21 protein-coding genes are annotated in these 20,392 nt (G+C 61.9%); 14 read left to right on the top strand and 7 right to left on the bottom strand.

Annotation, left to right across the window (positions count from 1 at the left end; translation table 11 throughout):
• The first annotated feature begins 1 nt into the window (after nt 1).
• The 9 genes from INT29_RS15395 (at nt 2) to INT29_RS15355 (ending at nt 9,713) form a co-directional block, all read left to right on the top strand.
• Nucleotides 2–463, top strand: coding sequence for a DUF3180 domain-containing protein (locus INT29_RS15395; protein ID WP_101570601.1), 462 nt, complete (start codon nt 2–4; stop codon nt 461–463).
• Nucleotides 460–960 carry a PH domain-containing protein gene (locus INT29_RS15390; protein WP_101570599.1) on the top strand — a complete coding sequence of 167 codons (501 nt, stop codon included), beginning with the start codon at nt 460–462 and terminating at the stop codon, nt 958–960. The genes INT29_RS15395 and INT29_RS15390 overlap by 4 nt, the downstream gene beginning before the upstream one ends.
• 2 nt (nt 961–962) lie before the next feature.
• Entirely contained in the window at nt 963–2,771 is a 1,809-nt protein-coding gene (locus INT29_RS15385) for a PH domain-containing protein (RefSeq protein WP_193072245.1), read from the top strand.
• Nucleotides 2,768–3,673, top strand: a complete 906-nt coding sequence (locus tag INT29_RS15380; RefSeq protein WP_101570595.1) for a Rossmann-like and DUF2520 domain-containing protein — start codon at nt 2,768–2,770, stop codon at nt 3,671–3,673. Before INT29_RS15385 ends, INT29_RS15380 begins: the two co-directional genes overlap by 4 nt.
• A 66-nt stretch (nt 3,674–3,739) precedes the next feature.
• Nucleotides 3,740–5,299, top strand: coding sequence for a lysine--tRNA ligase (gene lysS, locus INT29_RS15375; protein ID WP_193072243.1), 1,560 nt, complete (start codon nt 3,740–3,742; stop codon nt 5,297–5,299).
• Between the two features lie 4 nt (nt 5,300–5,303).
• The gene (locus tag INT29_RS15370) at nt 5,304–5,549 is read left to right on the top strand and encodes a hypothetical protein (RefSeq protein WP_101570591.1); all 246 of its coding nucleotides are present in this window, start codon (nt 5,304–5,306) and stop codon (nt 5,547–5,549) included.
• Nucleotides 5,515–5,853, top strand: a complete 339-nt coding sequence (locus INT29_RS15365) for a histone-like nucleoid-structuring protein Lsr2 (RefSeq protein ID WP_101570589.1) — start codon at nt 5,515–5,517, stop codon at nt 5,851–5,853. The genes INT29_RS15370 and INT29_RS15365 overlap by 35 nt, the downstream gene beginning before the upstream one ends.
• Before the next feature lie 628 nt (nt 5,854–6,481).
• Entirely contained in the window at nt 6,482–9,034 is a 2,553-nt protein-coding gene (locus tag INT29_RS15360; protein ID WP_101570587.1) for an ATP-dependent Clp protease ATP-binding subunit, read from the top strand.
• 94 nt (nt 9,035–9,128) lie between these two features.
• Nucleotides 9,129–9,713 (top strand): amino-acid N-acetyltransferase, encoded by a 585-nt coding sequence (locus INT29_RS15355; protein ID WP_193072241.1) that lies wholly within the window; start codon nt 9,129–9,131, stop codon nt 9,711–9,713.
• Between the two features lie 21 nt (nt 9,714–9,734).
• Here the strand turns inward: INT29_RS15355 and INT29_RS15350 are convergent, their stop codons facing one another.
• Nucleotides 9,735–10,769: an A/G-specific adenine glycosylase gene (locus tag INT29_RS15350; RefSeq protein WP_101570917.1), complete on the bottom strand. Its 1,035-nt coding sequence runs from the start codon at nt 10,767–10,769 to the stop codon at nt 9,735–9,737.
• Nucleotides 10,770–10,805: 36 nt separating this feature from the next.
• On the opposite strand from INT29_RS15350, the gene INT29_RS15345 reads away from it, so the two are divergent.
• Nucleotides 10,806–11,588, top strand: coding sequence for a hypothetical protein (locus INT29_RS15345; protein ID WP_226830868.1), 783 nt, complete (start codon nt 10,806–10,808; stop codon nt 11,586–11,588).
• 21 nt (nt 11,589–11,609) lie between these two features.
• Here INT29_RS15345 and INT29_RS15340 read toward each other — a convergent pair whose 3' ends face one another.
• Nucleotides 11,610–12,002 carry a VOC family protein gene (locus tag INT29_RS15340; protein ID WP_226830867.1) on the bottom strand — a complete coding sequence of 131 codons (393 nt, stop codon included), beginning with the start codon at nt 12,000–12,002 and terminating at the stop codon, nt 11,610–11,612.
• 42 nt (nt 12,003–12,044) lie between these two features.
• Nucleotides 12,045–13,397 (bottom strand): DNA repair protein RadA, encoded by a 1,353-nt coding sequence (gene radA / locus INT29_RS15335; protein ID WP_101570581.1) that lies wholly within the window; start codon nt 13,395–13,397, stop codon nt 12,045–12,047.
• Nucleotides 13,398–13,582: 185 nt separating this feature from the next.
• Between radA and INT29_RS15330 the strand changes: the two genes are divergently transcribed.
• Nucleotides 13,583–14,356, top strand: coding sequence for a DUF981 family protein (locus INT29_RS15330; protein WP_193072240.1), 774 nt, complete (start codon nt 13,583–13,585; stop codon nt 14,354–14,356).
• A gap of 92 nt (nt 14,357–14,448) precedes the next feature.
• Here the strand turns inward: INT29_RS15330 and map are convergent, their stop codons facing one another.
• Complete coding sequence (gene map / locus INT29_RS15325; protein WP_193072239.1) at nt 14,449–15,216, bottom strand: type I methionyl aminopeptidase; 768 nt, start codon at nt 15,214–15,216, stop codon at nt 14,449–14,451.
• Between the two features lie 150 nt (nt 15,217–15,366).
• Between map and INT29_RS15320 the strand changes: the two genes are divergently transcribed.
• A complete protein-coding gene (locus INT29_RS15320) occupies nt 15,367–15,606 on the top strand; it encodes a hypothetical protein (protein ID WP_193072237.1) in 240 nt (79 codons plus the stop codon).
• On the opposite strand, the gene INT29_RS15315 is transcribed toward INT29_RS15320, so the two are convergent.
• The 3 genes from INT29_RS15315 to INT29_RS15305 all read right to left on the bottom strand — a co-directional run bounded on the left by INT29_RS15315 (nt 15,607) and on the right by INT29_RS15305 (nt 18,710).
• Entirely contained in the window at nt 15,607–15,849 is a 243-nt protein-coding gene (locus INT29_RS15315; RefSeq protein WP_101570573.1) for a PLD nuclease N-terminal domain-containing protein, read from the bottom strand.
• Nucleotides 15,850–15,881: 32 nt separating this feature from the next.
• On the bottom strand, nt 15,882–17,420 hold the full coding sequence (locus INT29_RS15310) for an aldehyde dehydrogenase family protein (protein ID WP_193072235.1): 1,539 nt from the start codon (nt 17,418–17,420) through the stop codon (nt 15,882–15,884).
• Between the two features lie 93 nt (nt 17,421–17,513).
• Complete coding sequence (locus INT29_RS15305) at nt 17,514–18,710, bottom strand: NAD(P)/FAD-dependent oxidoreductase (protein WP_096162148.1); 1,197 nt, start codon at nt 18,708–18,710, stop codon at nt 17,514–17,516.
• Nucleotides 18,711–18,892: 182 nt separating this feature from the next.
• Between INT29_RS15305 and INT29_RS15300 the strand changes: the two genes are divergently transcribed.
• Together INT29_RS15300 and INT29_RS15295 are read left to right on the top strand one after the other, a co-directional pair.
• A complete protein-coding gene (locus tag INT29_RS15300) occupies nt 18,893–19,783 on the top strand; it encodes a LysR family transcriptional regulator (protein ID WP_101570567.1) in 891 nt (296 codons plus the stop codon).
• The gene (locus INT29_RS15295; RefSeq protein ID WP_193072226.1) at nt 19,780–20,382 is read left to right on the top strand and encodes a class I SAM-dependent methyltransferase; all 603 of its coding nucleotides are present in this window, start codon (nt 19,780–19,782) and stop codon (nt 20,380–20,382) included. Before INT29_RS15300 ends, INT29_RS15295 begins: the two co-directional genes overlap by 4 nt.
• The last annotated feature ends 10 nt before the right edge of the window (nt 20,383–20,392 follow it).

Raw genomic sequence — 20,392 nt, 5'->3', positions numbered from 1 at the left:
TATGCAGCGAACATCATCGGGGACTCTCGTCATCTGGGCCGTCATCGGCGCCGTGCTGGCGCCCTTAGTCGATGTGCTGCTTGAAAGCCAGGGCTTCTCACTGCCGGGGCTGCCCTGGTTCGCGATCATCGGGATGCTCGTGCTCGCTGCGGTGCTGCTGGTCCTGGGTTGGCCCATCAAGAAGTGGAATGATGGCGACCGGACCAAGGAGATCGACCCTCTCCAAGCGGCACGTGTGGCCGTGATGGCCAAGGCCAGCGCTCTGACCGGAGCCGGGCTGGCAGGCTGGTATATGGGAAACGCGGCCTACTATTTCCTGTCCGCACCAGGCATCCGCAATGACTTGGCGGCAGGTATGCTTTTCGCTATGATCGCAGCCGCAGCGTTGATGATCGTCGGCCTGATCGTCGAAGGCTTCTGCACGCTGCCCCCTCAGGACCCACCAGGAGCCGAAGCAGCATGAGCCGAAACTTCAACTACCTGTCCGGAACCGACGCCGACTTCAACAGAGTCAGCCCCAAATACGGCCTCAAAGAGACAATCGCGACCCTGACGATCTTCGTCCCGATGATCATCGTGGCACTCGTCTTCGCCATCATCTTCACCTCCGAGGTCCCGTGGCTACACGCGATCTGGGTCGGCCTGGTGGCGCTCACGATCTTCCTCGTCGTCATCATCATCCGTCAGGCCAAAGCCATCGGGTATGCCGAGAGGGCCGATGACCTGCTTATCCGGCGCGGAATCATGTTCCAGAAGGCCACGGTCGTCCCGTACGGACGTCTGCAGTTCGTCGACGTCGACGCGGGTCCCATCGATCGCATCTTCGGTCTTGCCACCGTGAAACTGCACACCGCCTCGGCAGCCACAGACGCCACCATCCCTGGCCTGCCCCGCGCCGAAGCTGACCGCCTGCGCGATAGCCTCGCAGGCCTGGGCCAGGCCAATTTGGCAGGACTGTGAGCATGGGGGAGGACGAAGCGAACGACCAACCTCGAATGCCCACCAGCGACCCAGCAGCCGACCACACAAACGATGATGTCGGGGCTCCCGAAGTGTGGCACCGCGTACACCCGCTGACGCCGATCCTCGAGAGCCTCGGCGTGCTCGTGGGTATCTTCATCGCCGCTGCCTACGGGCTGCAGAACTTCGCGCAGACCGCTATCGAAGACCTGGCCAGGGGCGATGGCGTCGACCTGGGATTCGCCGGATGGCTGCGCACCCACCCCCTCATCATCTTCGGCGTCGTGGGAGGAATAGTCTTCATCCTCCTCATCACCGCTCTCTTCAGCTGGTTGGCGTGGAGAGTCATGGGGTATCGGATCGATTCCGAAGCCATCTACTATCGGCGTGGTCTGCTGTCGAAGAAGTTGCGCAAAGCCCGGCTGGACCGCGTGCAGTCCATCGACTTGCAGCAGAAGCTGCTGCCCCGCGTCCTGGGAATGGCAGAACTCGTCTTCGACGTCGCCGGCGGCACCGATTCCAACATCTCTTTGAAGTACCTGTCGAAGAAGCGTGCCGAGGGACTGCGCGACGAACTTCTCGCCGATGTCCGCGCGAAGAAGCAGGGTGGCCAGCAGGGTGAGCAGACCCCGACCGGGGCAGTCCCCGCCGAGACGGTCGCCGGTTCACCCGCCGACACCATCACCGACCCCGCCGAGGCTGTGCCAGGAGCTCCCAGTGAGTCCGAGGCAGCCATCGATCGCTCCGTGCCCGAACGAAGCGATGACAGCATCGGTGTGCGCCTGAGCAAACGCCTCGGCGCCCTCGCCGACGACGCCTCACACGAGGCTGAGTCGAGCATCAACGAACTCTTGGCTCCATACAACGTCTCCGCCGATGTCAGTGATGAAGGCGAGATCATCCGTGTGCCCGTGCACCGTGTCGTCGTCTCTTCACTGTTGAAATCCGAGACGATCATCTCGGTCTTGGTCGTCTTCTTTGTCATCGTCACAGCCATCGTGCTCCTCGCAATGGGGCTGACCGAGGCCTTCATTCCGATGCTCGTCGCCACCATCCCCGGCCTGGTCGGGGCCTTCTCCGCCTTCCGGAAGAACCTCGACAACGCGAACTTCGTGGTCAAACTCGGGGAGAGCGGACTGGCCGTCAACCACGGACTCGTCTCCACCTCCCGCAAGGTGATCCCGCTCGACCGGCTGCAGGCCGTCTGCCTTCATCAGCCGCTGCTGTGGCGGTGGGCCGGCTGGTGGAAGGTCGAATACAACATCGCCAGCGCCGGAGGCTCGGGCGAATCGAACGTCCTCCTTCCGGTCGGCGACATCGACCAGGCTCTGCTCATGGTCGGCCTCGCACTCCCAGATCCGCAGATGCCAGAAGACCTCAGCGCAGCAACCCTGGTGCGCTCGGCAATGTACGACCGCAAGTCCGAAGACCCGCGGGCCGGTGAGGCAGAAGGCCTCTTCCACGGCCAGCCCCGGTCTTCGAAGCTCATCGACCCAATGGTGTGGAAGCGGCGAGCCTACGCCGTGACCGGATCTCTGCTCGTGCTTCGGATGGGTGTCCTGGACCGTCGTGTCGACTTTGTACCCCATGTGCGAGTGCAGTCGATGAGTTATCACCAAGGTCCACTCATGCGTGCCCTTGGTCTGGGCACGGTCGCCGTGCACTCCACGGCCGGGCCCATCAACCCCCGGGTCACCCATCAGAGTGTCGACGATGCGAAGCTGTTCTTCAGCGAGCACTCCGAACGCACGCGGCTCGCGCGGCAGCACTACGACGAGGAAGCTCGCAGAGCCAAGGAAGGCAGGCCATGAGCCACCCAGGATTGAGCCAGGACGAGGCACCTCGCCTGGGTATCGGAATCATCGGTTGTGGAAAGGTCGGCGCGACCATCGGCGCAGCTTGGCGCGAAGCCGGTCACGCCATCATCGGTGTCAGCGCCACCTCGGCGCAGAGCCTGCAGCGGGCCGAGGAGATGCTGCCAGGAGTACCGGTGCTGGCCCCGGACGATGTCGCAGACCGTGCGGAGCTTCTGCTTCTGGCCGTCCCCGACGATGAGATCGAATCCTTCGTCAAAGGCTTGGCGAAGGTGTCACGAATCCATTCGGGCCAGATCCTCGTCCACTGCTCGGGCCGGTATGGAACAGATGTCCTCGAGGCCGGGATCAGCCTCGGCGCGCTGCCGATCGCCCTGCATCCATCACTGTCCTTCACCGGAACCTCAGTCGATCTGCCACGGCTGCGGCAGTCGACGGTCGCCGTCACCGCGCCGGCGCCGATACGTCCGGTGGGCCAGGCACTCGTCGTCGAGCTGGGTGCCGAACCGATCGACGTGGCCGAAGCGGACCGTCCCCTCTACCACGCGGCCATCACCCACGCCTCGAATCACTCGATCACGATCCTCAGCGAAGCCATGGAGATGCTCGCCGAGGCGGGTGTGAGTGAGCCTTCACGTGTACTCAGCGCCCTCGTCGACGCGAGCGTGACGAACACACTGCAGAACGGACCGAAGGCGCTGACCGGACCCATCAGCCGCGGAGATGTGGGCACGGTCTCCGCACATCTGGCTGCACTCAGTGAGTTCAGTCTCAACGTCTCCAGTCCCGCAGCACGCAACAGCTACATTGCCCTGGCCAGATCCACCACAGCTAAGGCTCTGAGCCTGGGACGGATCACGCAGTCGCAGGCACAGGAGATCTTGTCCCGTCTTGATTGACTACGGGTGTCATTGATCGCCGGTCCGAATTCCCCCTGGGGCCGCGCTCACGGTAGCCTGGAGGGTATGGCAGATACCGAGTCGAACACGCCCGAAAACGCAGACCTTTCACCCGAGCATCTTGATCCCGAACAGATCAGGATTCGAAAGGAAAAGCGCCAGCGGCTCTTGGACTCCGATACCGATGCCTATCCGGTCGGAGTCCCGCGCACGCACACCCTCGCAGAAGTTCATGCCGCGCATGACGGACTGGAGGCCGGTGACGAGACCGAGGACGTCGTCGGCGTCGTCGGTCGTGTCGTTTTCGTGCGCACCACCGGCAAGCTCTGCTTCGTGACCCTGCAGTCGGGAGACGGAACACGACTCCAGGGCATGCTGTCCCTGCGTGAAGTGGGGGAGGAGCGACTCGGTGAGTTCAAGACCGATGTCGATCTGGGAGACTTCCTGTTCGTCCACGGCAAGGTCATCAAATCCAAACGCGGAGAGCTCTCCGTGCTCGCCGATTCCTGGTCGATGGCCAGCAAGGCACTGCGCCCGCTGCCAGGCCTGCATACCGAGCTGGCCGAGGATACTCGGGTGCGCCAGCGCTATCTCGACCTGATCACCCGCGAAGAAGCGCGGAAGACCATGCTGACTCGAGCAGAGGTCATGTCGTCCCTGCGACGCACGTTCGCAGGGCAGGAGTTCGTCGAGATCGAGACTCCGATGCTCCAGTTCATGCACGGTGGTGCCTCGGCCCGTCCGTTCAAAACACATATGAACGCCTACGACATCGACATGTTCCTGCGCATCGCGCCAGAGCTCTTCCTCAAGCGGGCGATCGTCGGCGGTATCGAGAATGTCTTCGAGATCAACCGCAACTTCCGCAATGAGGGTGCCGACTCCACCCACTCGCCGGAGTTCGCGATGCTTGAGGCCTACCAGTCCTACGGCGACTATCACTCAATTGCTGACCTGACGAAGACGCTGGTCCAGAATGCGGCCCAGGAGGCCACCGGATCTCTCGTTGTCACACTCGAAGACGGCGAGGACTACGACTTCGGCGGCGACTGGCCCGTCGTCAGCATGTATGAGACCTTGACCGAGGAATCCGGAGTCGAAGTAACCCCGGAGACCGGGCTCGATGTTCTCGACAAGATCGCTGCAGACAACGACGTCGACCTGGGTGGAGTATTCCGCTCGCACGGCAAATACGTCGAGGAGCTGTGGGAGCACTTCTACCAAGACAAGCTGTGGGTTCCGACCTTCGTCACCGATTTCCCCGTCGACACTTCACCCTTGGTCCGTGAACACCGCACCAAGAAGGGTGTTGTAGAGAAGTGGGACCTCTATGTTCGCGGTTTCGAATTGGCCACTGGCTATTCCGAGCTCGTTGATCCAGTTGTCCAGCGTGAACGCTTCGAGTCGCAGGCAGCTGACGCGGCCAAGGGCGATGATGAAGCGATGGGGCTTGACGAAGAATTCCTAACCGCGATGGAACACGGAATGCCGCCGACGGGCGGCATGGGAATGGGGCTTGATCGCCTGCTCATGGCTTTGACCGGCCTAGGAATTCGAGAAACGATTCTCTTCCCATTCACGAAGCCAATTGCCACTGGCAATTCGGAAATGCCTGAGGAAGGTTGAGCACATGATGGATCTGATGAAGGCTCTATTGCCGTCGATCTGCGTCGCTTTGCTGTTCTGGTACGTGATGAGGAATATCTTGCGAGCAGATCGGACTGAACGTGAACAGATCGATAAATTCTATGCAGAGCAAGAGATTAGCGAATTAGGCGATAATCATGAATCAGATGTTAAGATGACTGCGGCAAATACTTCTGATTATGAAAAGAGTGAACATGGCAAGGGAGATGCGACTCGTTCTCACGGATGATTTCGATGGCTCGGAGGCGTCAGAGACTGTTCGCTTCAGCCTCGACCAAGGTACCTACGAACTTGAACTGTCGACAGAGAATGCCGAAAAGCTCCGTGAAACATTCGCCCCGTTCATCGCCAAGGCTCGTCGGGTAGCCAATCCGGGTGGCCGTGGACGTCGTGCAGGATCAGGTTCGACTGCCGGTCCGAAGCGCGACACAGCCAAGATCCGCGAATGGGCACAGGCAAACGGCTACCAGCTGGGCGATCGCGGGCGGATCCCGCTTGAGATCGTTCAGGCATACGAAGCCGCAGACAGCTGATTTCACTGGAATCAACCACAGTCGATAACTGAAGCGGTATAGGGAATCGGTTGATTGCAGTCGATTCCATAATTGTTTCCTGAAGGGCCAACGGTTCAACCGTTGGCCCTTCAGTGTTCCCGGTAAAGAGTTTCGCCAGGAAGAGATCCGGAACCTGTGCTGGAATAAGCTCCCTGCGAAAGACGTTCTACTCACCGAATTCCGAGCGGCGATGTCGAATACGAAGTGTGACATCAGCCCAATTCTCACCTGATCGCAGACAGCGGGATATGACCGTTTACTCAATTCCAGTTGACGGTGATCCAGGGGATATCTCGACATCCCGGTGAACGCCCAGCCGAGCAGTGTCGAACCGATTCATCTCAGCGACGCGGCATTACCAGATCGACGTGGCATTAGCGCAATGAGCGCGGAGACCATGATGGTGTCTTTCGTAAGGGAACTGACGCTCGTCTGAGGGTGGGCGGCGCAGGTAACGGACTGCGGTGTTCGCTGCGGGAGGATGCAGAAAGGGCGAACACCGAATTTCGCCCACAGCCAAACGGGTTCGGCTGATGGCGAAACGTGCAATAGATCGTGGCCAATGGTCGTTAGGCTCTAAAGAATAACAAGACCGAGGAGGGTGAATATGTTCGAGCGGTTCACTGACCGAGCACGCCGAGTGGTAGTGCTTGCCCAGGAAGAAGCAAAACTACTCAAACATAACTACATCGGAACCGAGCACATCCTGCTTGGCCTGATCCACGAGGGTGAAGGCCTGGCAGCCAAGGCACTCGAGGGAATGGATATCTCCCTCGAGCAGGTGCGCGACCAAGTCCAAGAGATCATCGGACAGGGACAGCAGGCCCCGAGCGGGCACATCCCGTTCACTCCGCGGGCGAAGAAGGTCCTTGAGCTCAGCCTCCGTGAGGCTCTGCAGCTGGGACACAGCTACATCGGAACCGAGCACATCCTGCTCGGTCTGATCCGTGAGGGTGAGGGCGTCGCCGCACAGGTGCTCGTCAAACTGGGCGCCGACCTGGGACGCGTCCGTCAGGAAGTCATCAAGCTTCTGTCGGGCTACCAGGGCAAGGATCCAGTCTCCGCAGGCGGACGCGAAGAGGGCACCCCCTCCGGTTCGCTGGTCCTCGACCAGTTCGGAACGAACCTGACGGCAGCTGCACGCGAAGGCAATCTCGATCCGGTCATCGGCCGGCACGAGCAGATGCAGCGCGTGATGCAGATCCTGTCTCGCCGAACCAAGAACAACCCTGTCCTCATCGGTGAACCCGGTGTCGGCAAGACCGCAGTGGTCGAAGGACTTGCGTTGGCCATCGTCAACGGAGAGGTCCCGGAGATCCTCGAAGGCAAGCAGCTCTACACCTTGGACCTCGGTTCACTGGTGGCCGGCTCTCGCTACCGCGGTGACTTTGAGGAACGCCTGAAGAAGGTCCTCAAGGAGATCCGCACACGCGGGGACATCATCCTCTTCATCGATGAGATCCACACCCTGGTGGGTGCGGGTGCCGCCGAAGGCGCCATCGATGCGGCTTCGATCCTCAAGCCCATGCTGGCCCGAGGCGAACTGCAGACGATCGGTGCGACGACTCTTGATGAGTACCGCAAGCACATCGAGAAGGATGCTGCCCTCGAACGTCGGTTCCAGCCGATTCAGGTTCCCGAACCGTCGCTGGCCCATTCGATCGAGATCCTCAAGGGGCTGCGCGATAAGTACGAAGCGCACCACAAGGTCACGATCACGGAAGGCGCACTCTCCGCCGCCGTGAACATGTCCGACCGCTATGTCAACGACAGGTACCTGCCGGACAAGGCGATCGACCTCATCGACGAAGCAGGTGCCAAGCTGCGCATCTCGCGTCTGTCGGTGCCGCAGGAGATCCGCGACCTGGAGGAGAAGATCCTCGAGGCTCGTCATCGCAAGGAAGCCGCCATCGACGCTCAAGACTTTGAGCTGGCAGCATCTGAGCGTGACTCCGAGATGAAACTGCAGCAGGACAAGGACGAGCAGACCGAAGCCTGGCGCAAGAGCGGCAAGGACACTTCTGCCGTCGTAGACGCTGATCTGATCGCCGAGGTTCTGGCAGCAGCGACCGGTATTCCTATCTTCAAGCTCACCGAGGAAGAATCCTCGCGTCTGCTGCGGATGGAAGACGAACTGCACAAGCGGATCATCGGGCAGGACGACGCAGTCAAGTCGATCTCCCGTGCCATCCGCCGCACACGTGCAGGTCTGAAGGACCCGAAGCGTCCGTCCGGTTCGTTCATCTTCGCTGGCCCCACGGGCGTCGGCAAGACCGAGTTGGCGAAGGCTCTCTCGGAGTTCCTGTTCGGTGATGAGGATTCCCTCATCAGCCTGGACATGTCGGAGTACTCGGAGAAGCACACTGTGTCCCGACTCTTCGGTTCGCCTCCAGGCTATGTGGGCTACGAAGAGGGCGGTCAGCTGACGGAGAAGGTCCGTCGCAAACCGTTCTCGGTGGTCCTCTTCGACGAGGTCGAGAAGGCTCACTCGGATATCTTCAACTCGCTGTTGCAGATTCTCGAGGACGGCCGTCTGACCGATTCGCAAGGTCGTGAGGTGGACTTCAAGAACACCATCATCATCATGACCACCAACCTGGGTACGCGAGACATCTCGAGTGGTCTGCAGCTGGGCTTCCAGGTTGAGGGCAGTACGAACAACAACTACGAGCGCATGAAGCAGAAGGTCAACGAAGAGCTCAAGCAGCACTTCCGGCCTGAGTTCCTCAACCGCGTCGATGACACGATCGTCTTCCCGCAGCTGAACAAGGAAGAGATTCTGCAGATCGTCGATCAGTTCCTGGCTCGTCTGGACGCCCGTCTGGCCGATCAGGGAATGAAGGTCGAGGTCAGCGAAGCGGCCAAGAGCCTGCTGGCCGACCGTGGCTACGATCCGGTCTTGGGTGCTCGTCCGCTGCGTCGGACGATCCAGCTCGAGATCGAAGACCACCTGTCCGAGAAGATCCTGTTCAAGGAGATCGGCAGCGGTCAGACCATCAAGGTCGACGTCAAGGGAGAAGGCAAGGAAGCGGAATTCACGTTTGAAGGCGTGGAGACTGAGAGCATTGCTGTCAGCGGTCCGGATGATTCCGGTTCCGGTGGAGAGCTCGCCGGCGCCGGTTCGTCCGGTGGCAGCGGATCGGGAAGTTCCACTTCCTGATCTCCTCCTAGTGCGCTGAAATGGCCCGGGGACACAGCACAGGCTGCGTCCCCGGGCTTTTTCATGCCCGGCGCCGATGGTGTTGAATGAAGGTATGAGCTCAGCGCCAGTCGACTTCGACCATCAGCAGGTCTCCTCAGACCACCATTTCAACCATTCCCTGCCCGGCGGTCTCTATCTGCGCCGGGCGCGGACGAGCGACGTCAAGGGGATTGAGGCGCTGGTCGCGCCGCTGGCAGAACAGCGCATTCTGCTGGCCAAGGACACCGTCACCTATTTCGAGACCCTGCAGGAATTCTGGCTGGTGGTGGACCCTCAGCCAGACGGGACTGAAATTCTGGCTGGTTGCGCGGCATTGCACATCATCTGGACTGACCTGGCCGAGGCACGCACGGTGGCCACCTCACCAGACTATCGGGGGCGTGGGGTGGGCAAGGCCCTCATCCGACAGCTCCTGGCAGATGCAGTGGCAATCGGCGTCGACCGCGTCTTCTGCCTGACCTTCGAAACCGGATTCTTCGGTTCGCTCGGATTCGAACCGATCAAGGGCATTCCCGTCTCGCCAGAGGTCTACATCGAGCTTCTGCACTCCGCCGACGAAGGCGTTGCCGAGTTTCTGGACCTGGCCCGCGTCAAACCCAATACGCTGGGCAACGCCCGCCTGATCAAATTCCTCTGAGGTCCCCTATGGGCAGCGACATCACTGGGGGAGGCTGAGGCGCTCCTGGTGCTGGGCAGCGAGTCCATCGACGACGAGCGCGTTGATGATGCGTTTGATCCGCTCTGAATCAGCAGTGAGGTCGCGCATCGTCTGCAGAGATGCTGATGTCTTGAGCCCGATCGTGTCGAACAGATCCGGATCGATGGTAGTCGTTGGCGCCGTGAAAAGGTCGATGGCCACAGAATCGTTGAAGTCGGCGCCGGCCTCGGTGTGCGCGGACTTGAGGACGTCCATGACGGCGCCGCGCAACTGACGGTCCGTGCCCGCCCACTTCTGCGTCTTCGGTTTATTCGCCGAGGCGGGTCTTCCCGCCTTCAGCCAGGCACAGATGTCATTGAGCGGGCAGGCCTGGCATTGGGGATTTTTGGCAGTGCACACCAGCGCCCCGAATTCCATGACCCCCGCGTTCCACTTCACGTGGACCGTTTCGGGCACGAATCGGCTGGCCCACTGCGTCTCTGCACGGCCCGGTGAAGCTGAGGGCCGATCTCGGCCTGCGAAGAGGCGAATGAGAACACGACGCACATTGGTGTCGAGCACGGTGGTGCGCTCACCGTGGGCGAAGGAGGCCACCGCTGCTGCAGTATACGAACCGATGCCAGGGAGTCGTTCGAGCTCCTCGGCGGTCTGTGGCACCTGCCCATCGAGCTCCTCGGCGATCACCCGCGCGGCCTCCTGCAGACGCAGGGCTCTGCGCGGGTAGCCGAGTCGGTCCCAACGCTGAAGCACCTCCGCGGTGGGGGCCTGCGCCAGGTCGGTGGGGGTGGGCCACTTCTGCATCCATTCTCGCCAGCGGGGCTCAACTCGGGCGACGGGAGTCTGCTGGGACATGATCTCGCTGACGAGGATGGCCCACGCACTGGTGTCTGCGTCTCGCCAAGGAAGGGGCCGAGCGGCAGACTCGAACCACGTGATAATCGTCTCGCGAACACGGGCGATGTCCGTGTCTGCAACCGTGGGGAATGGAGAATCAGGAGGCGAAGATCTCGATTCGGCAGAGGCTCGGTGTGTCATTTGGATGCTCATACGCTTCGGCCTAGGCTCAAAGCGATGACTCCTTCCAATCGTGGTTCGCAGCCGAAGAACGGTGCCAGGCAGCCCCGCCAGTCTAACGGGAAGCTGCCAGCACACGTGTACCGTCGGCGACGCTACATGCTGTTGTTGGCCAGTCTCGTGGTGATCGCTCTGCTGGTGCTCGGAGTCGTCGGAATCGTCAAAGGACTGGGCGGAGGCGGCAACGAGAAGCCTGCAGTCGAGGACACTCCGTCGGCAAGCCCGACCTCGGCAGCTCCGGTCCCGGATAAGAAGGCCGCGAGCGGGAAATGTCCAGTGGACAAGGTCGGGCTCAAAGCCAAGGTCGACAAGAAGAGCTTCAAAGAAGAGGCCAAGCCGAAATTCAAGATGGTGATCGAGAACAAACACACCGCTACCTGCCTCATCGATGTCGGCACGAAGGAACAGGAGTTCCTGGTCAAGAAGAACGGCGATGTGGTGTGGTCCTCGAAGTTCTGTGCTGCCGATAAGGACGAGAACGCTGAGGTTTCGACCGAGTTCGCGCCCGAGTCGGAGAAGTCTGCCCAGTTCGAATGGAACCGCGTCCAGGTCGACAAGAACTGCAACCGGACGAACAAAGAATTCGGTGCGGGAGACTACGAGCTCGTGGTCAAACTCGGCGATGAGAAGAGCAAACCGGCGAAGTTCGAACTGGAGAAGGACGCGGCCACCAAGGCCAAAGAGAAGAAAGAAGCCGAGGACAAGAAGGCAAAGGATGAGAAGTCCGATGCGCCTACCGAGAAGTCCGAGGCCCCTGCCGAGAAGGCAGCTGACGGCTGAAGGCCAGCGGACGGCTGAGGATCAGGCTCCGCGGTAGGACCCCACGCCCCAGGAGTTGCCGTCATGGTCGCGGAAGTCGAATTCCCGACCGCCATGAGGCTGCGTGGCCACCGGGCGGACAATCGCGTGTCCCAAGTCGATGATCTCCTCGTAGAGGCGGTCGACTTCTCGTTCGGTGTCGACGACGACGTAGATGGAACTGCCTCCGACGCTGTCCAGGGCCGATCCGTCATTGCGGACTGAGCCGAACATGATTCCGCCCGTCTCGCCCAACGCGTACTCGGCATGGACGATGATCTCGGGATCAGCCTCGTCCCTGACGGTGAGCCGCTCCGTGAACCCGAGCGCGACCAGCAGAGCGGTCGTGGCGGCCGCATCTGTGGTCCTCATTGCGGGAAAAACTGTCGTGGTCATGCTTCCAGGATGCGCCATTTTCGTGCAGAAGTCCCGAAAATGTCACCGATTGCTTCCCAGAAGGATTTCGACAGCCTCCGAAACGTGCTCACATTCTTTGACTCGCATCCCCTGCGGAGTGGCGACGTTGCGCAATGCGCCGTGAGCAACGATCGCATGGGTGATGCCCAGACGCGAGGCCTCGTTGAGCCTCTGGCCGAGATTGGGGACATTGCGTATCTCTCCCGAGAGGCTGATCTCACCGATCGCAACGAATTTTGCGGCCAGCGGCTTACCGATCGCGGCCGAAGCCAGTGACAGGCAGATCGCCAGATCGCTGGCAGGTTCTGCCAACTTCGCACCACCGACAGTGGCGGTGAAGACATCAGACTTGGCCAGACTGATGGGCCCGATCTTCTGACTGAGCACGGCAAGCATCATGGCCACCCGGGAGGAGTCAACCCCGGAGACGGACCTGCGGGACTGCCCGCCGGCGGATTCGGTGATAAGGGACTGAACTTCGACGAGGAGAGGACGTTTGCCCTCCTGCGTCACCGTCAGACAGGTCCCTGGAGGATTGCTGCCGCTGCGGGAGAGGAAGAGACCAGAAGGATCTTCGAGGCTCTTGATGCCGTTCTCCTCCATGTCGAAACAGCCGACATCGTCGGTGGGGCCGAAACGGTTCTTCACAGCTCGCAGCAAGCGCAGGCGGGAATGCCGTTCTCCTTCGAAGTTGCACACTACGTCGACGAGGTGTTCGAGGAGCCGGGGGCCGGCGATTGTGCCGTCCTTCGTGATGTGGCCGACGAGCACGGTCGGCAGCGACCGGGCCTTCGCTTCGCGAATGAGAGCTGCCGCGACTTCTCTGACCTGAGTGACGCCACCGGGCACACCGTCGATCTCGGAGGATGCAAGAGTCTGGATGGAGTCGACGACGAGCATGTCGGGCGACTCTGCCTCGATCATTCCCAGGACCGCGCCCAAGTCTGTCTCCGCGGCCAGCAGCAGGGTGTCTTCGAGTGCGTTGATGCGTTCGGCACGCAGACGCACCTGACCAGCTGATTCTTCGCCCGTGACATAGAGGACCTTGGACCCGAATTTGGCGACGCGTGCCGCCACATCAAGCAGAAGCGTCGATTTGCCGACGCCTGGCTCACCGGAGAGGAGGACGACGGCGCCGGGGACGATGCCACCGCCGAGGACACGGTCGAATTCGCTGACGTAGGTGGTTTTGGCCTGAGCCAGAGTGGAGTCGATCTGGTTGATCGACTTTGCCCCACTGGACTTCTTGACCTTCGTCTTAACCGAGGTCTTCCCAGCACCCTTCTCCTCGAGCGTTCCCCAGGCTTGGCATTCCGGGCAGCGCCCCAGCCATTTGACGGTCGAATAGCCGCATTCCGTGCAGGTGAAAGACATAGGACAATTCTGACACGGTGCACTGACACGGCCGATGCACAGGCACCGAGGTGATCCCACCACACGTGAGGACGAGCCAGCTGTTCAGCGTGCTCACTAGGAATTCTCGGCAGATTCGCATGGTTATGCCTGGTGACAAACGAATAGTGACGAGCGAGGCCAGAGTGCCTCAAGAAGGAGGCCCCATGGGTTCGGCTTTGACCGGCGAACAGTCGCCGGGAATGATCGACTGGGCAGCGATGCCCACCTACAACACCATCATGTCCGTAGCGGTCGGCGCAGGGTTGCTGGCAGTCGTGCTGCTTTTCGTGGACCTGCGGAAGGCAAGCGGAGGCGACGAGACATCCGAACGACGGAGGTCGCTGAGCACCGACGGCTGGGCCATCATATTCGGTGTCCTAGGAGTGTTGCTGACTGCGACCGGACTGCACATGACATTGTCCTGGCCTCTGGCAGCGGGCGGTTTCGCCTTCGACAACATCATCTTCGGCGAGACGAGCCTGGCCTTCGGCGTCATAATGCTCGGTGCCGCCATCTATCTTTGGAAGCGCGGGGCAGAACTCAAAGCAGATCCCGCGCCACTGAGGCTGGCAGCGCGCACGGCCCGTCCGCTGTCCATCTTCATTGCTGCATTGGGACTGGCATTGTTTGCCATCGCGATCGCCGGAGTCACCTACCAGTTGTTCGCCGCCCCACCACAGGAGCCGATCTCGGGTGCCTTCGCTGACTACCCGATGATCGAGGCGACCTTCATGTCGCTGCTCTTCGCACTTGTCGGTGTCGGAGCAGTCGTGTTCCCGTTCGCCGTGAACACTGTTCTGCGGGCTCCCGCTGGCGCCAAATCCGGGTGCGCAGTCAAGACCGTCGGAATCATGTTCACGATCACCGGCGTCTTCTTCGTGCTCTTCGGTGCCATGAACTACTTCACCCACATCGGACTCGTCGTCAACACGATGTGACCGAGGCGAAGACCGTAGAACCGGTCATGCAATAGAAATCGGGCTCCCAACGAACGCTGTCGTGGGGAGCCCGACTTGTGCCCAGGTCGATATCAGTCGAGGGCGGTGAGGATCCTGGGTCCGTCCTCGGTGATGGCGATCGTGTTCTCTGAATGCGCGCCGTTCGAGCCGTCGGCCAAACGCAGCGTCCAACCGTCCTTGTCGACGGAGAGCTGCTTCGAGGTGAATGACCACCAGGGTTCGATCGCGAGTGTCAGACCAGGCTTGAGTACCAGCCCGCGACCGCCCTTGCCTCGGTTGGCCACGTGCGGATCTTCGTGCATCGTGTGTCCCAGGCCGTGTCCGCCGAAGTCGAGGTTGACGGGAATGCGCTGTTCATCGGCGATATCGCCGATGGCCTTCGAAATGTCGCCGAGGCGGTTGCCCGGCTGCGCGGCCGAAATGCCGGCTTCCAGCCCGGCCCAGGTGGAGTCGATGAGGCGCTGATCCTCGTCGCTGCCGTTGCCGACGACGACGGAGCGCGCTGCATCGGCGACCCAGCCGTCGATGGACACGGCGAAGTCCAGAGTGAGCAGGTCGCCGTCCTTCATCACGTAGTCGTGGGGTTTGCCGTGGAGGACACCATCGTTGACGGAAAGGCAGATGACGTTCCGGAAGGGGCCTTCGCCGAAGGAAGGGGCATAGTCCCAATAGCAGGACTTGGCACCGGCCTCTTCGATGAGCTTTCGTGCGCGCTTCTCCAGATGCATGATGTTCATGCCCGGTTCCGCGAGCTCAGACAATTCGGCCAGTGTCTTCGCGACGAATCGGCCGGTGACCGCCATCTTGTCGATCTCGGCGGGTGTCTTCAGCTCAATCACAGGTGTTCTCCTTCAGTATTCACGGGCTCAATCGCAACTTTAGTCGGTCTGGCCCCTTCCGTCTCGGTCACCCTGGGCTTCCGTGAGCAAACAGACAGTCGCGAGCGGGAATCATTGCAAGGAATCTTGCTGGCAGGTAGGTTCGTCGCCATGAGAGATATCGTCTTCGCTGTCATCCTCGGCAATGCCTTCGGGATGTCCTTGATGTCCGGAGCGCAGGCCTTCGATGAGGGCTCTGACTCGTGGATACTTCAGCTGATCGTCTTCCCACTCGTCGCTGCAATTGGAATCATGTTGCTGCTGCTCCAGCACAGAAAGAAGCGGGTGTCGGCCGAAAGCCGACACCCGAATTCTCATGACACTGGTCAAGAGCCAGAACAGCCTCGCTGACTACTGCGCCAGCTCCTCGGACCGCTCGCGCTGCGCCACATATCTGCGGCGATAGTCGAGCCAGACCAGCGACCCGAGGATCGGTATGGCGATGATGAACACCGCCCACGCCAACTTGGTGGGACCATCGACCGTCGACCGAGCCAGCGACACCAATGACCAGACAGTCAAACAGACTATGGCGAGGAAGAGCGCGGTCCAGGCAACATCGTACCAAGCGGGCAGCAGAGGGTTCTCAGACATGTCAGCAGACTATCGCATCTGACAAGTGACCTTCACAGGAACTCCACTCCCTGGGCCAGCGGCAGCTCACCGGAGTAGTTGACCGTGTTCGTGGCCTGCCGCATATAGGCCTTCCACGAATCGGTGCCGGACTCGCGGCCGCCCCCGGTCTCCTTCTCACCGCCGAAGGCCCCGCCGATCTCCGCACCGGAGGTGCCGATGTTGACGTTGGCGATCCCGCAGTCGGAGCGGGTCAGGAACTTCTCCGACTCGGCCAGCTCGGAGGTGAAGATCGCCGAGGACAGTCCCTGCGGCACCCCGTTGTGGATCTCGAGTGCCTCGTCGAGGTCGGAATAGGTGACGACGTAGAGGATGGGTGCGAAGGTCTCCGACTCCATCACCGAGGTCTGAGCGGGCATCCGCACGACAGCCGGCTCCACGTAGTGAGCGTCCGGTCGGTCATCATCGAGGACGCGTCCACCGCCGCAGAGCACGGTGCCGCCTTCCGACTCGGCCTGCTTCAGGGCCGCCTGCATCGCGTCGTAGGACCCCTCGTTGATGAGTGGTCCCACCAGCACACCGTCATCGGTGGGGGATCCGATGCTCAAGGTCTTGTAGGCGGCGACGATCTTGTCCACGAAGTCATCGGCAATCGACTCGTGGACGATGAGGCGGCGCAGGGTAGTGCACCGCTGACCGGCCGTGCCGGCGGCCGCGAACACGACACCGCGCAGGGCCAGATCGATGTCCGCGCTCGGAGCCACGATCGCACCATTGTTGCCGCCGAGTTCCAACAGCACTCGACCGAAGCGCTCGGCCACGACCGGACCGACCTCACGCCCCATGCGCACCGAGCCGGTGGCCGAGACCAGGGCCACACGCTCGTCGCGGACCATGGCATCACCGATGTCCCTACCACCGACCAGGACAGGGACAAGTCCCTCCGGAGCCCCCACCTCGGCGGCGGCACGGGCCAGCAGGGATTGGGCGCCGAGGGCGGCGAGCACAGCATTCTCCGAAGGCTTCCACACCACTGCGTCACCGGCGACCAGAGCCAGTGCAGTGTTCCAGGAATACACGGCGACGGGGAAGTTGAAGGCGGAGATGACTCCGACGACACCGAGCGGATGCCAGGTCTCCATAAGCCTGTGACCGGGACGTTCGCTGGGCATCGTCTTGCCCCACAGCTGCCGGGACTGGCCCAGGGCGAACTCGCAGATGTCGATCATCTCCTGCACCTCACCGGCGGCCTCGGACGGGGTCTTGCCCGCCTCGACGGTGATGATCTTCGCAAGATCCTCCTTATGCTCGCCCAGCAGCTGTCCCCAGCGCTGCACCAGCTGACCGCGCACGGGCGCGGGAACGTCACGCCAGGTGGAGAATGCCTCGGCGGCCGCGGCGATCTTCTCCGACGCGGACTCCTTGGTGTCCGCTGCCAGGGTGCCCAGGCTCTGTCCGGTGATGGGGGAGCGGGCAGGCAGGCTCGCCGCGGCATTGGTGCCGCCGCTGAGCGTGGAGGCGTCGACCCCGCAGGCCTTGAGGCCGGATGTGAGCAGGTCGGTGATGGTTTGGTCGGTGGGCAATGCGGTCATTGCTGTCCTTTCGCTGGTGCTCGTGATGAGCGGGAATCTGATGTTGGGAATGAGTCAGGGGCGATGGGAGTGGGGGGGGGGGGGGAGGGGGCGTCAGACGATATTGAGCTCCTTGCGCAGACCCGAGGTGGCAAAGCGCCGTTTGTCCAGCCCGGAGACGTCGACGAAGGGCTGGTGCCCCGTCATGAGATCGGCGACGACCTCTCCGACCGCCGGGCCCATGAGGAACCCGTGTCCGGAGAACCCGCAGGCGTAGAAGAAGCCGGAGAGCTCCTCGGCCTCCCCGATGAGGGCATTGTGATCGGGGGTCATCTCATAGAGTCCAGCCCAGCCGCGTTTGGCCTCGACATCGCCGAGGCCCGGTGCCCGAGTCTCGATGAGCTCGGCCAGCGTGGGCAGCCAGTCCGGGCTGCGCTTGTCGTCGAACTCCCACACATCCGCCTCGTCCGGGCATCCGAAGAGCAGGCCAGGGCCTTCCGGATGGACGTAGAAGCTCGTGGAGAAGTCGATTGTGAAGGGCATCCGCGCCAGGTCGATGCCCAGGGCAGCCTCATCCACGGGTTCGCTGACCATGATCTCCCGGCGCAGGGGCCGCACCGGCAGATCCACACCAGCGGCCTCTCCGATGAGCCCGGACCAGGCGCCGGCGGCACAGACTGCCTGTGCGCATTCGATTCTGCCCTTGCTCGTGATCACCGCGGTGACCCTGCGCTCGCCACTCGTAGCACCACCGGTGGACTCAAACCCGGTCACCTCGCAGTTCTTCAGCACCTGCACGCCCAGATCCCGTGCGGCGTTGATGTACCCGGACACCACGGCCTCCGGCGTGCAGTGACCATCATCGGGATTGAAGGCACCGGCGACCAGCCCGTCGGTATCGATGTACGGGGCCAGCTCGGTCACCTCGGCGACGCTGAGCATCTGGGAATCCAATCCCATGCGCTGCTGCAGGCCGACGTTGGCGGCGAAGGCCGCGGCGTCCGCGGCTGAATCGAGGAGGAACAGGTACCCGTTGCTGACCAGGTCGATGTCGATGCCGAACTCGGCTTCGAAGTTGCGCAGCACTCCGAGGCTGCGCGTGGCCAAAGCGATGTTGACCTCATCGGAGAACTGGCAGCGGACCCCGCCGGCGGCCTTCGATGTCGAACCCGAACCGGGAGTGTCCCGCTCGACGAGAACGATGTCGTCGACGCCATTCTTGGCTAGGTGATAGGCGATGGATGCTCCCATGACTCCGGCGCCGATGATGACCACCTCGGCGCTGCCCGGGGCTGCTGATGTGCTCTCCAACTTCCACCTCTTTCTTCTCCTGCCGCGATGACCGTCCTTGGCCCTCGCCGCAGTGGGGAATGCCGACATCGATGTCGGCAGATTGCGGCTCACTGCCCATTGTGGTTCCCGCCATGTTTAAGGACAAGAGTGAGTTCATGAAAACTGTTTTTAGATAATCTTAAAAGAGCTAGGATGTGGCCATGGCTTGGACTTTGGGACAGCTGCGCACCTTCGTCACCGTGGTCGAACTCGGGTCGATGACTAGGGCAGCAGAGCAGTTGGGCTACAGCATCGGTGCGGTCTCCCAGCACATGAGTGCTCTGCGCCGAGCCGTCGGTTCCGAACTCTTCCTCCGCCGAGGCAGGGGAATGGTCCTGGCCGAGGCCGGTCGAACGCTGCTCCCGCGCGCCCGAAGCATCCTCGCTGCCCAGAAGCAGGCCGAGATGGCGATGCTGGGCAGGGACTTCCGCAGCGAAGCCATCGTGACTCTCGGAGTCTTCGGATCGGCATCGACGAGAGCACTGCCGTCGATCGTCAGAGCACTCGGCGAGCTCCACCCGCACATCGAAGTCCGAGCCCGCGAGATCAACGTCGAGACCATGTCCTCAGCGGTCATCGACGGGGCCATCGACCTAGGGATCGGCATCAACTATCCGGCCGTGCCCCTGCCGCCCATGCGCGGCCTGAGCTGGACGACCGTGGCCAGTGAGGACTTCGGCATCGTCGTACCAGCCGGCTCAACTCCACCCGCCGGCGAAGAGTTGGCCGAGGCCGATTGGATCCTGCCCCCGGCCGAAGCGCTCTTCGGCCGAGCGATGCGACTGGCCACCGCGGCGATGGGCATTGCCGCGAAGGAGACCCACATCGTCACCGACACCGCGGTCGCGCTCGCGCTGGCCGGCACGGGTCTCGGGCTGACGCTGGCCACACCGATCATGATGTCCTTGGGCGGGTCCGATGTGGATCTTCATCCCATCGCCGAGGCGGGCGGCAGGGAGATCATCGTCCTGACCTCCCCGGCCCCGGCAGACCCGGTTGCCGCAGTCGCCGAGGTGGTGGCCGAGGTCTTTCGTCCTAGGATGGGGCCATGAGCTTCGATCATCAGTGGAACCGTATCCGTGAGACCAATCCCGATCACTCCGCGAACTATGCGCAGCGGTGGCGCACTCTCGCCGCTGCCGGTCACGACATCGGGGGAGAGTCGAGGTTCGTCAATGCGATGGCACCGCGTGGTGCGCGCATCCTCGACGCCGGCTGCGGAACCGGTCGTGCAGGGGGCCTGCTCTTAGGCGAAGGGCACAGCGTCTACGGAGTCGACCTCGACGAGTTCCTCATCGCAGTCGCCGAAGAGGACTTCCCGAGCGGTGAATGGCACACCGGCGACTTAGCCGAATTCGACTTCGCAGATGCGGGCATCAACGATATCGACGTGGCGTTCTGCGCCGGCAACGTCCTGTCCTTCCTCGATCCCGCCTCACATCGCCAGACCCTGTCGAACATCAGATCGACGCTGAAGTCCGGTGGACGCTTCGTCGCAGGATTCGGTGCCGGCCGCGGCTACGACTTCGCAGACTTCATCGACGATGTGAAGTCGACCGGGATGCTCGTCAACCTCAAGCTGTCCACCTGGGAACTCCACCCCTATGAACCCGACAGCGATTTCCTCGTCCTCATCGCCGAACGCGTGTGAACTCGGGCTC

The sequence above is a fragment of the Brevibacterium sp. FME37 genome (assembly GCF_014897485.1).
Classification (GTDB): Bacteria; Actinomycetota; Actinomycetes; order Actinomycetales; family Brevibacteriaceae; genus Brevibacterium.
Note: the sequence above shows the minus strand (reverse complement) of the source record. Positions and strands in the feature narration are given on the sequence as shown.

Bases quoted from the DNA above. Each gene is read 5' to 3' on its own strand.
- INT29_RS15315 (WP_101570573.1), bottom strand. From the start codon at position 15,849: ATGTCTGAGAACCCTCTGCTGCCCGCTTGGTACGATGTTGCCTGGACC.
- INT29_RS15345 (WP_226830868.1), top strand. From the start codon at position 10,806: ATGACTCCTTCCAATCGTGGTTCGCAGCCGAAGAACGGTGCCAGGCAG.
- INT29_RS15385 (WP_193072245.1), top strand. From the start codon at position 963: ATGGGGGAGGACGAAGCGAACGACCAACCTCGAATGCCCACCAGCGAC.
- INT29_RS15350 (WP_101570917.1), bottom strand. From the start codon at position 10,769: ATGACACACCGAGCCTCTGCCGAATCGAGATCTTCGCCTCCTGATTCT.
- INT29_RS15395 (WP_101570601.1), top strand. From the start codon at position 2: ATGCAGCGAACATCATCGGGGACTCTCGTCATCTGGGCCGTCATCGGC.
- INT29_RS15330 (WP_193072240.1), top strand. From the start codon at position 13,583: ATGGGTTCGGCTTTGACCGGCGAACAGTCGCCGGGAATGATCGACTGG.
- INT29_RS15300 (WP_101570567.1), top strand. From the start codon at position 18,893: ATGGCTTGGACTTTGGGACAGCTGCGCACCTTCGTCACCGTGGTCGAA.
- INT29_RS15365 (WP_101570589.1), top strand. From the start codon at position 5,515: ATGGCAAGGGAGATGCGACTCGTTCTCACGGATGATTTCGATGGCTCG.
- INT29_RS15340 (WP_226830867.1), bottom strand. From the start codon at position 12,002: ATGACCACGACAGTTTTTCCCGCAATGAGGACCACAGATGCGGCCGCC.
- INT29_RS15380 (WP_101570595.1), top strand. From the start codon at position 2,768: ATGAGCCACCCAGGATTGAGCCAGGACGAGGCACCTCGCCTGGGTATC.
- radA (WP_101570581.1), bottom strand. From the start codon at position 13,397: ATGTCTTTCACCTGCACGGAATGCGGCTATTCGACCGTCAAATGGCTG.
- INT29_RS15320 (WP_193072237.1), top strand. From the start codon at position 15,367: ATGAGAGATATCGTCTTCGCTGTCATCCTCGGCAATGCCTTCGGGATG.
- INT29_RS15360 (WP_101570587.1), top strand. From the start codon at position 6,482: ATGTTCGAGCGGTTCACTGACCGAGCACGCCGAGTGGTAGTGCTTGCC.
- INT29_RS15355 (WP_193072241.1), top strand. From the start codon at position 9,129: ATGAGCTCAGCGCCAGTCGACTTCGACCATCAGCAGGTCTCCTCAGAC.
- INT29_RS15310 (WP_193072235.1), bottom strand. From the start codon at position 17,420: ATGACCGCATTGCCCACCGACCAAACCATCACCGACCTGCTCACATCC.
- INT29_RS15295 (WP_193072226.1), top strand. From the start codon at position 19,780: ATGAGCTTCGATCATCAGTGGAACCGTATCCGTGAGACCAATCCCGAT.
- INT29_RS15390 (WP_101570599.1), top strand. From the start codon at position 460: ATGAGCCGAAACTTCAACTACCTGTCCGGAACCGACGCCGACTTCAAC.
- lysS (WP_193072243.1), top strand. From the start codon at position 3,740: ATGGCAGATACCGAGTCGAACACGCCCGAAAACGCAGACCTTTCACCC.
- INT29_RS15370 (WP_101570591.1), top strand. From the start codon at position 5,304: ATGATGGATCTGATGAAGGCTCTATTGCCGTCGATCTGCGTCGCTTTG.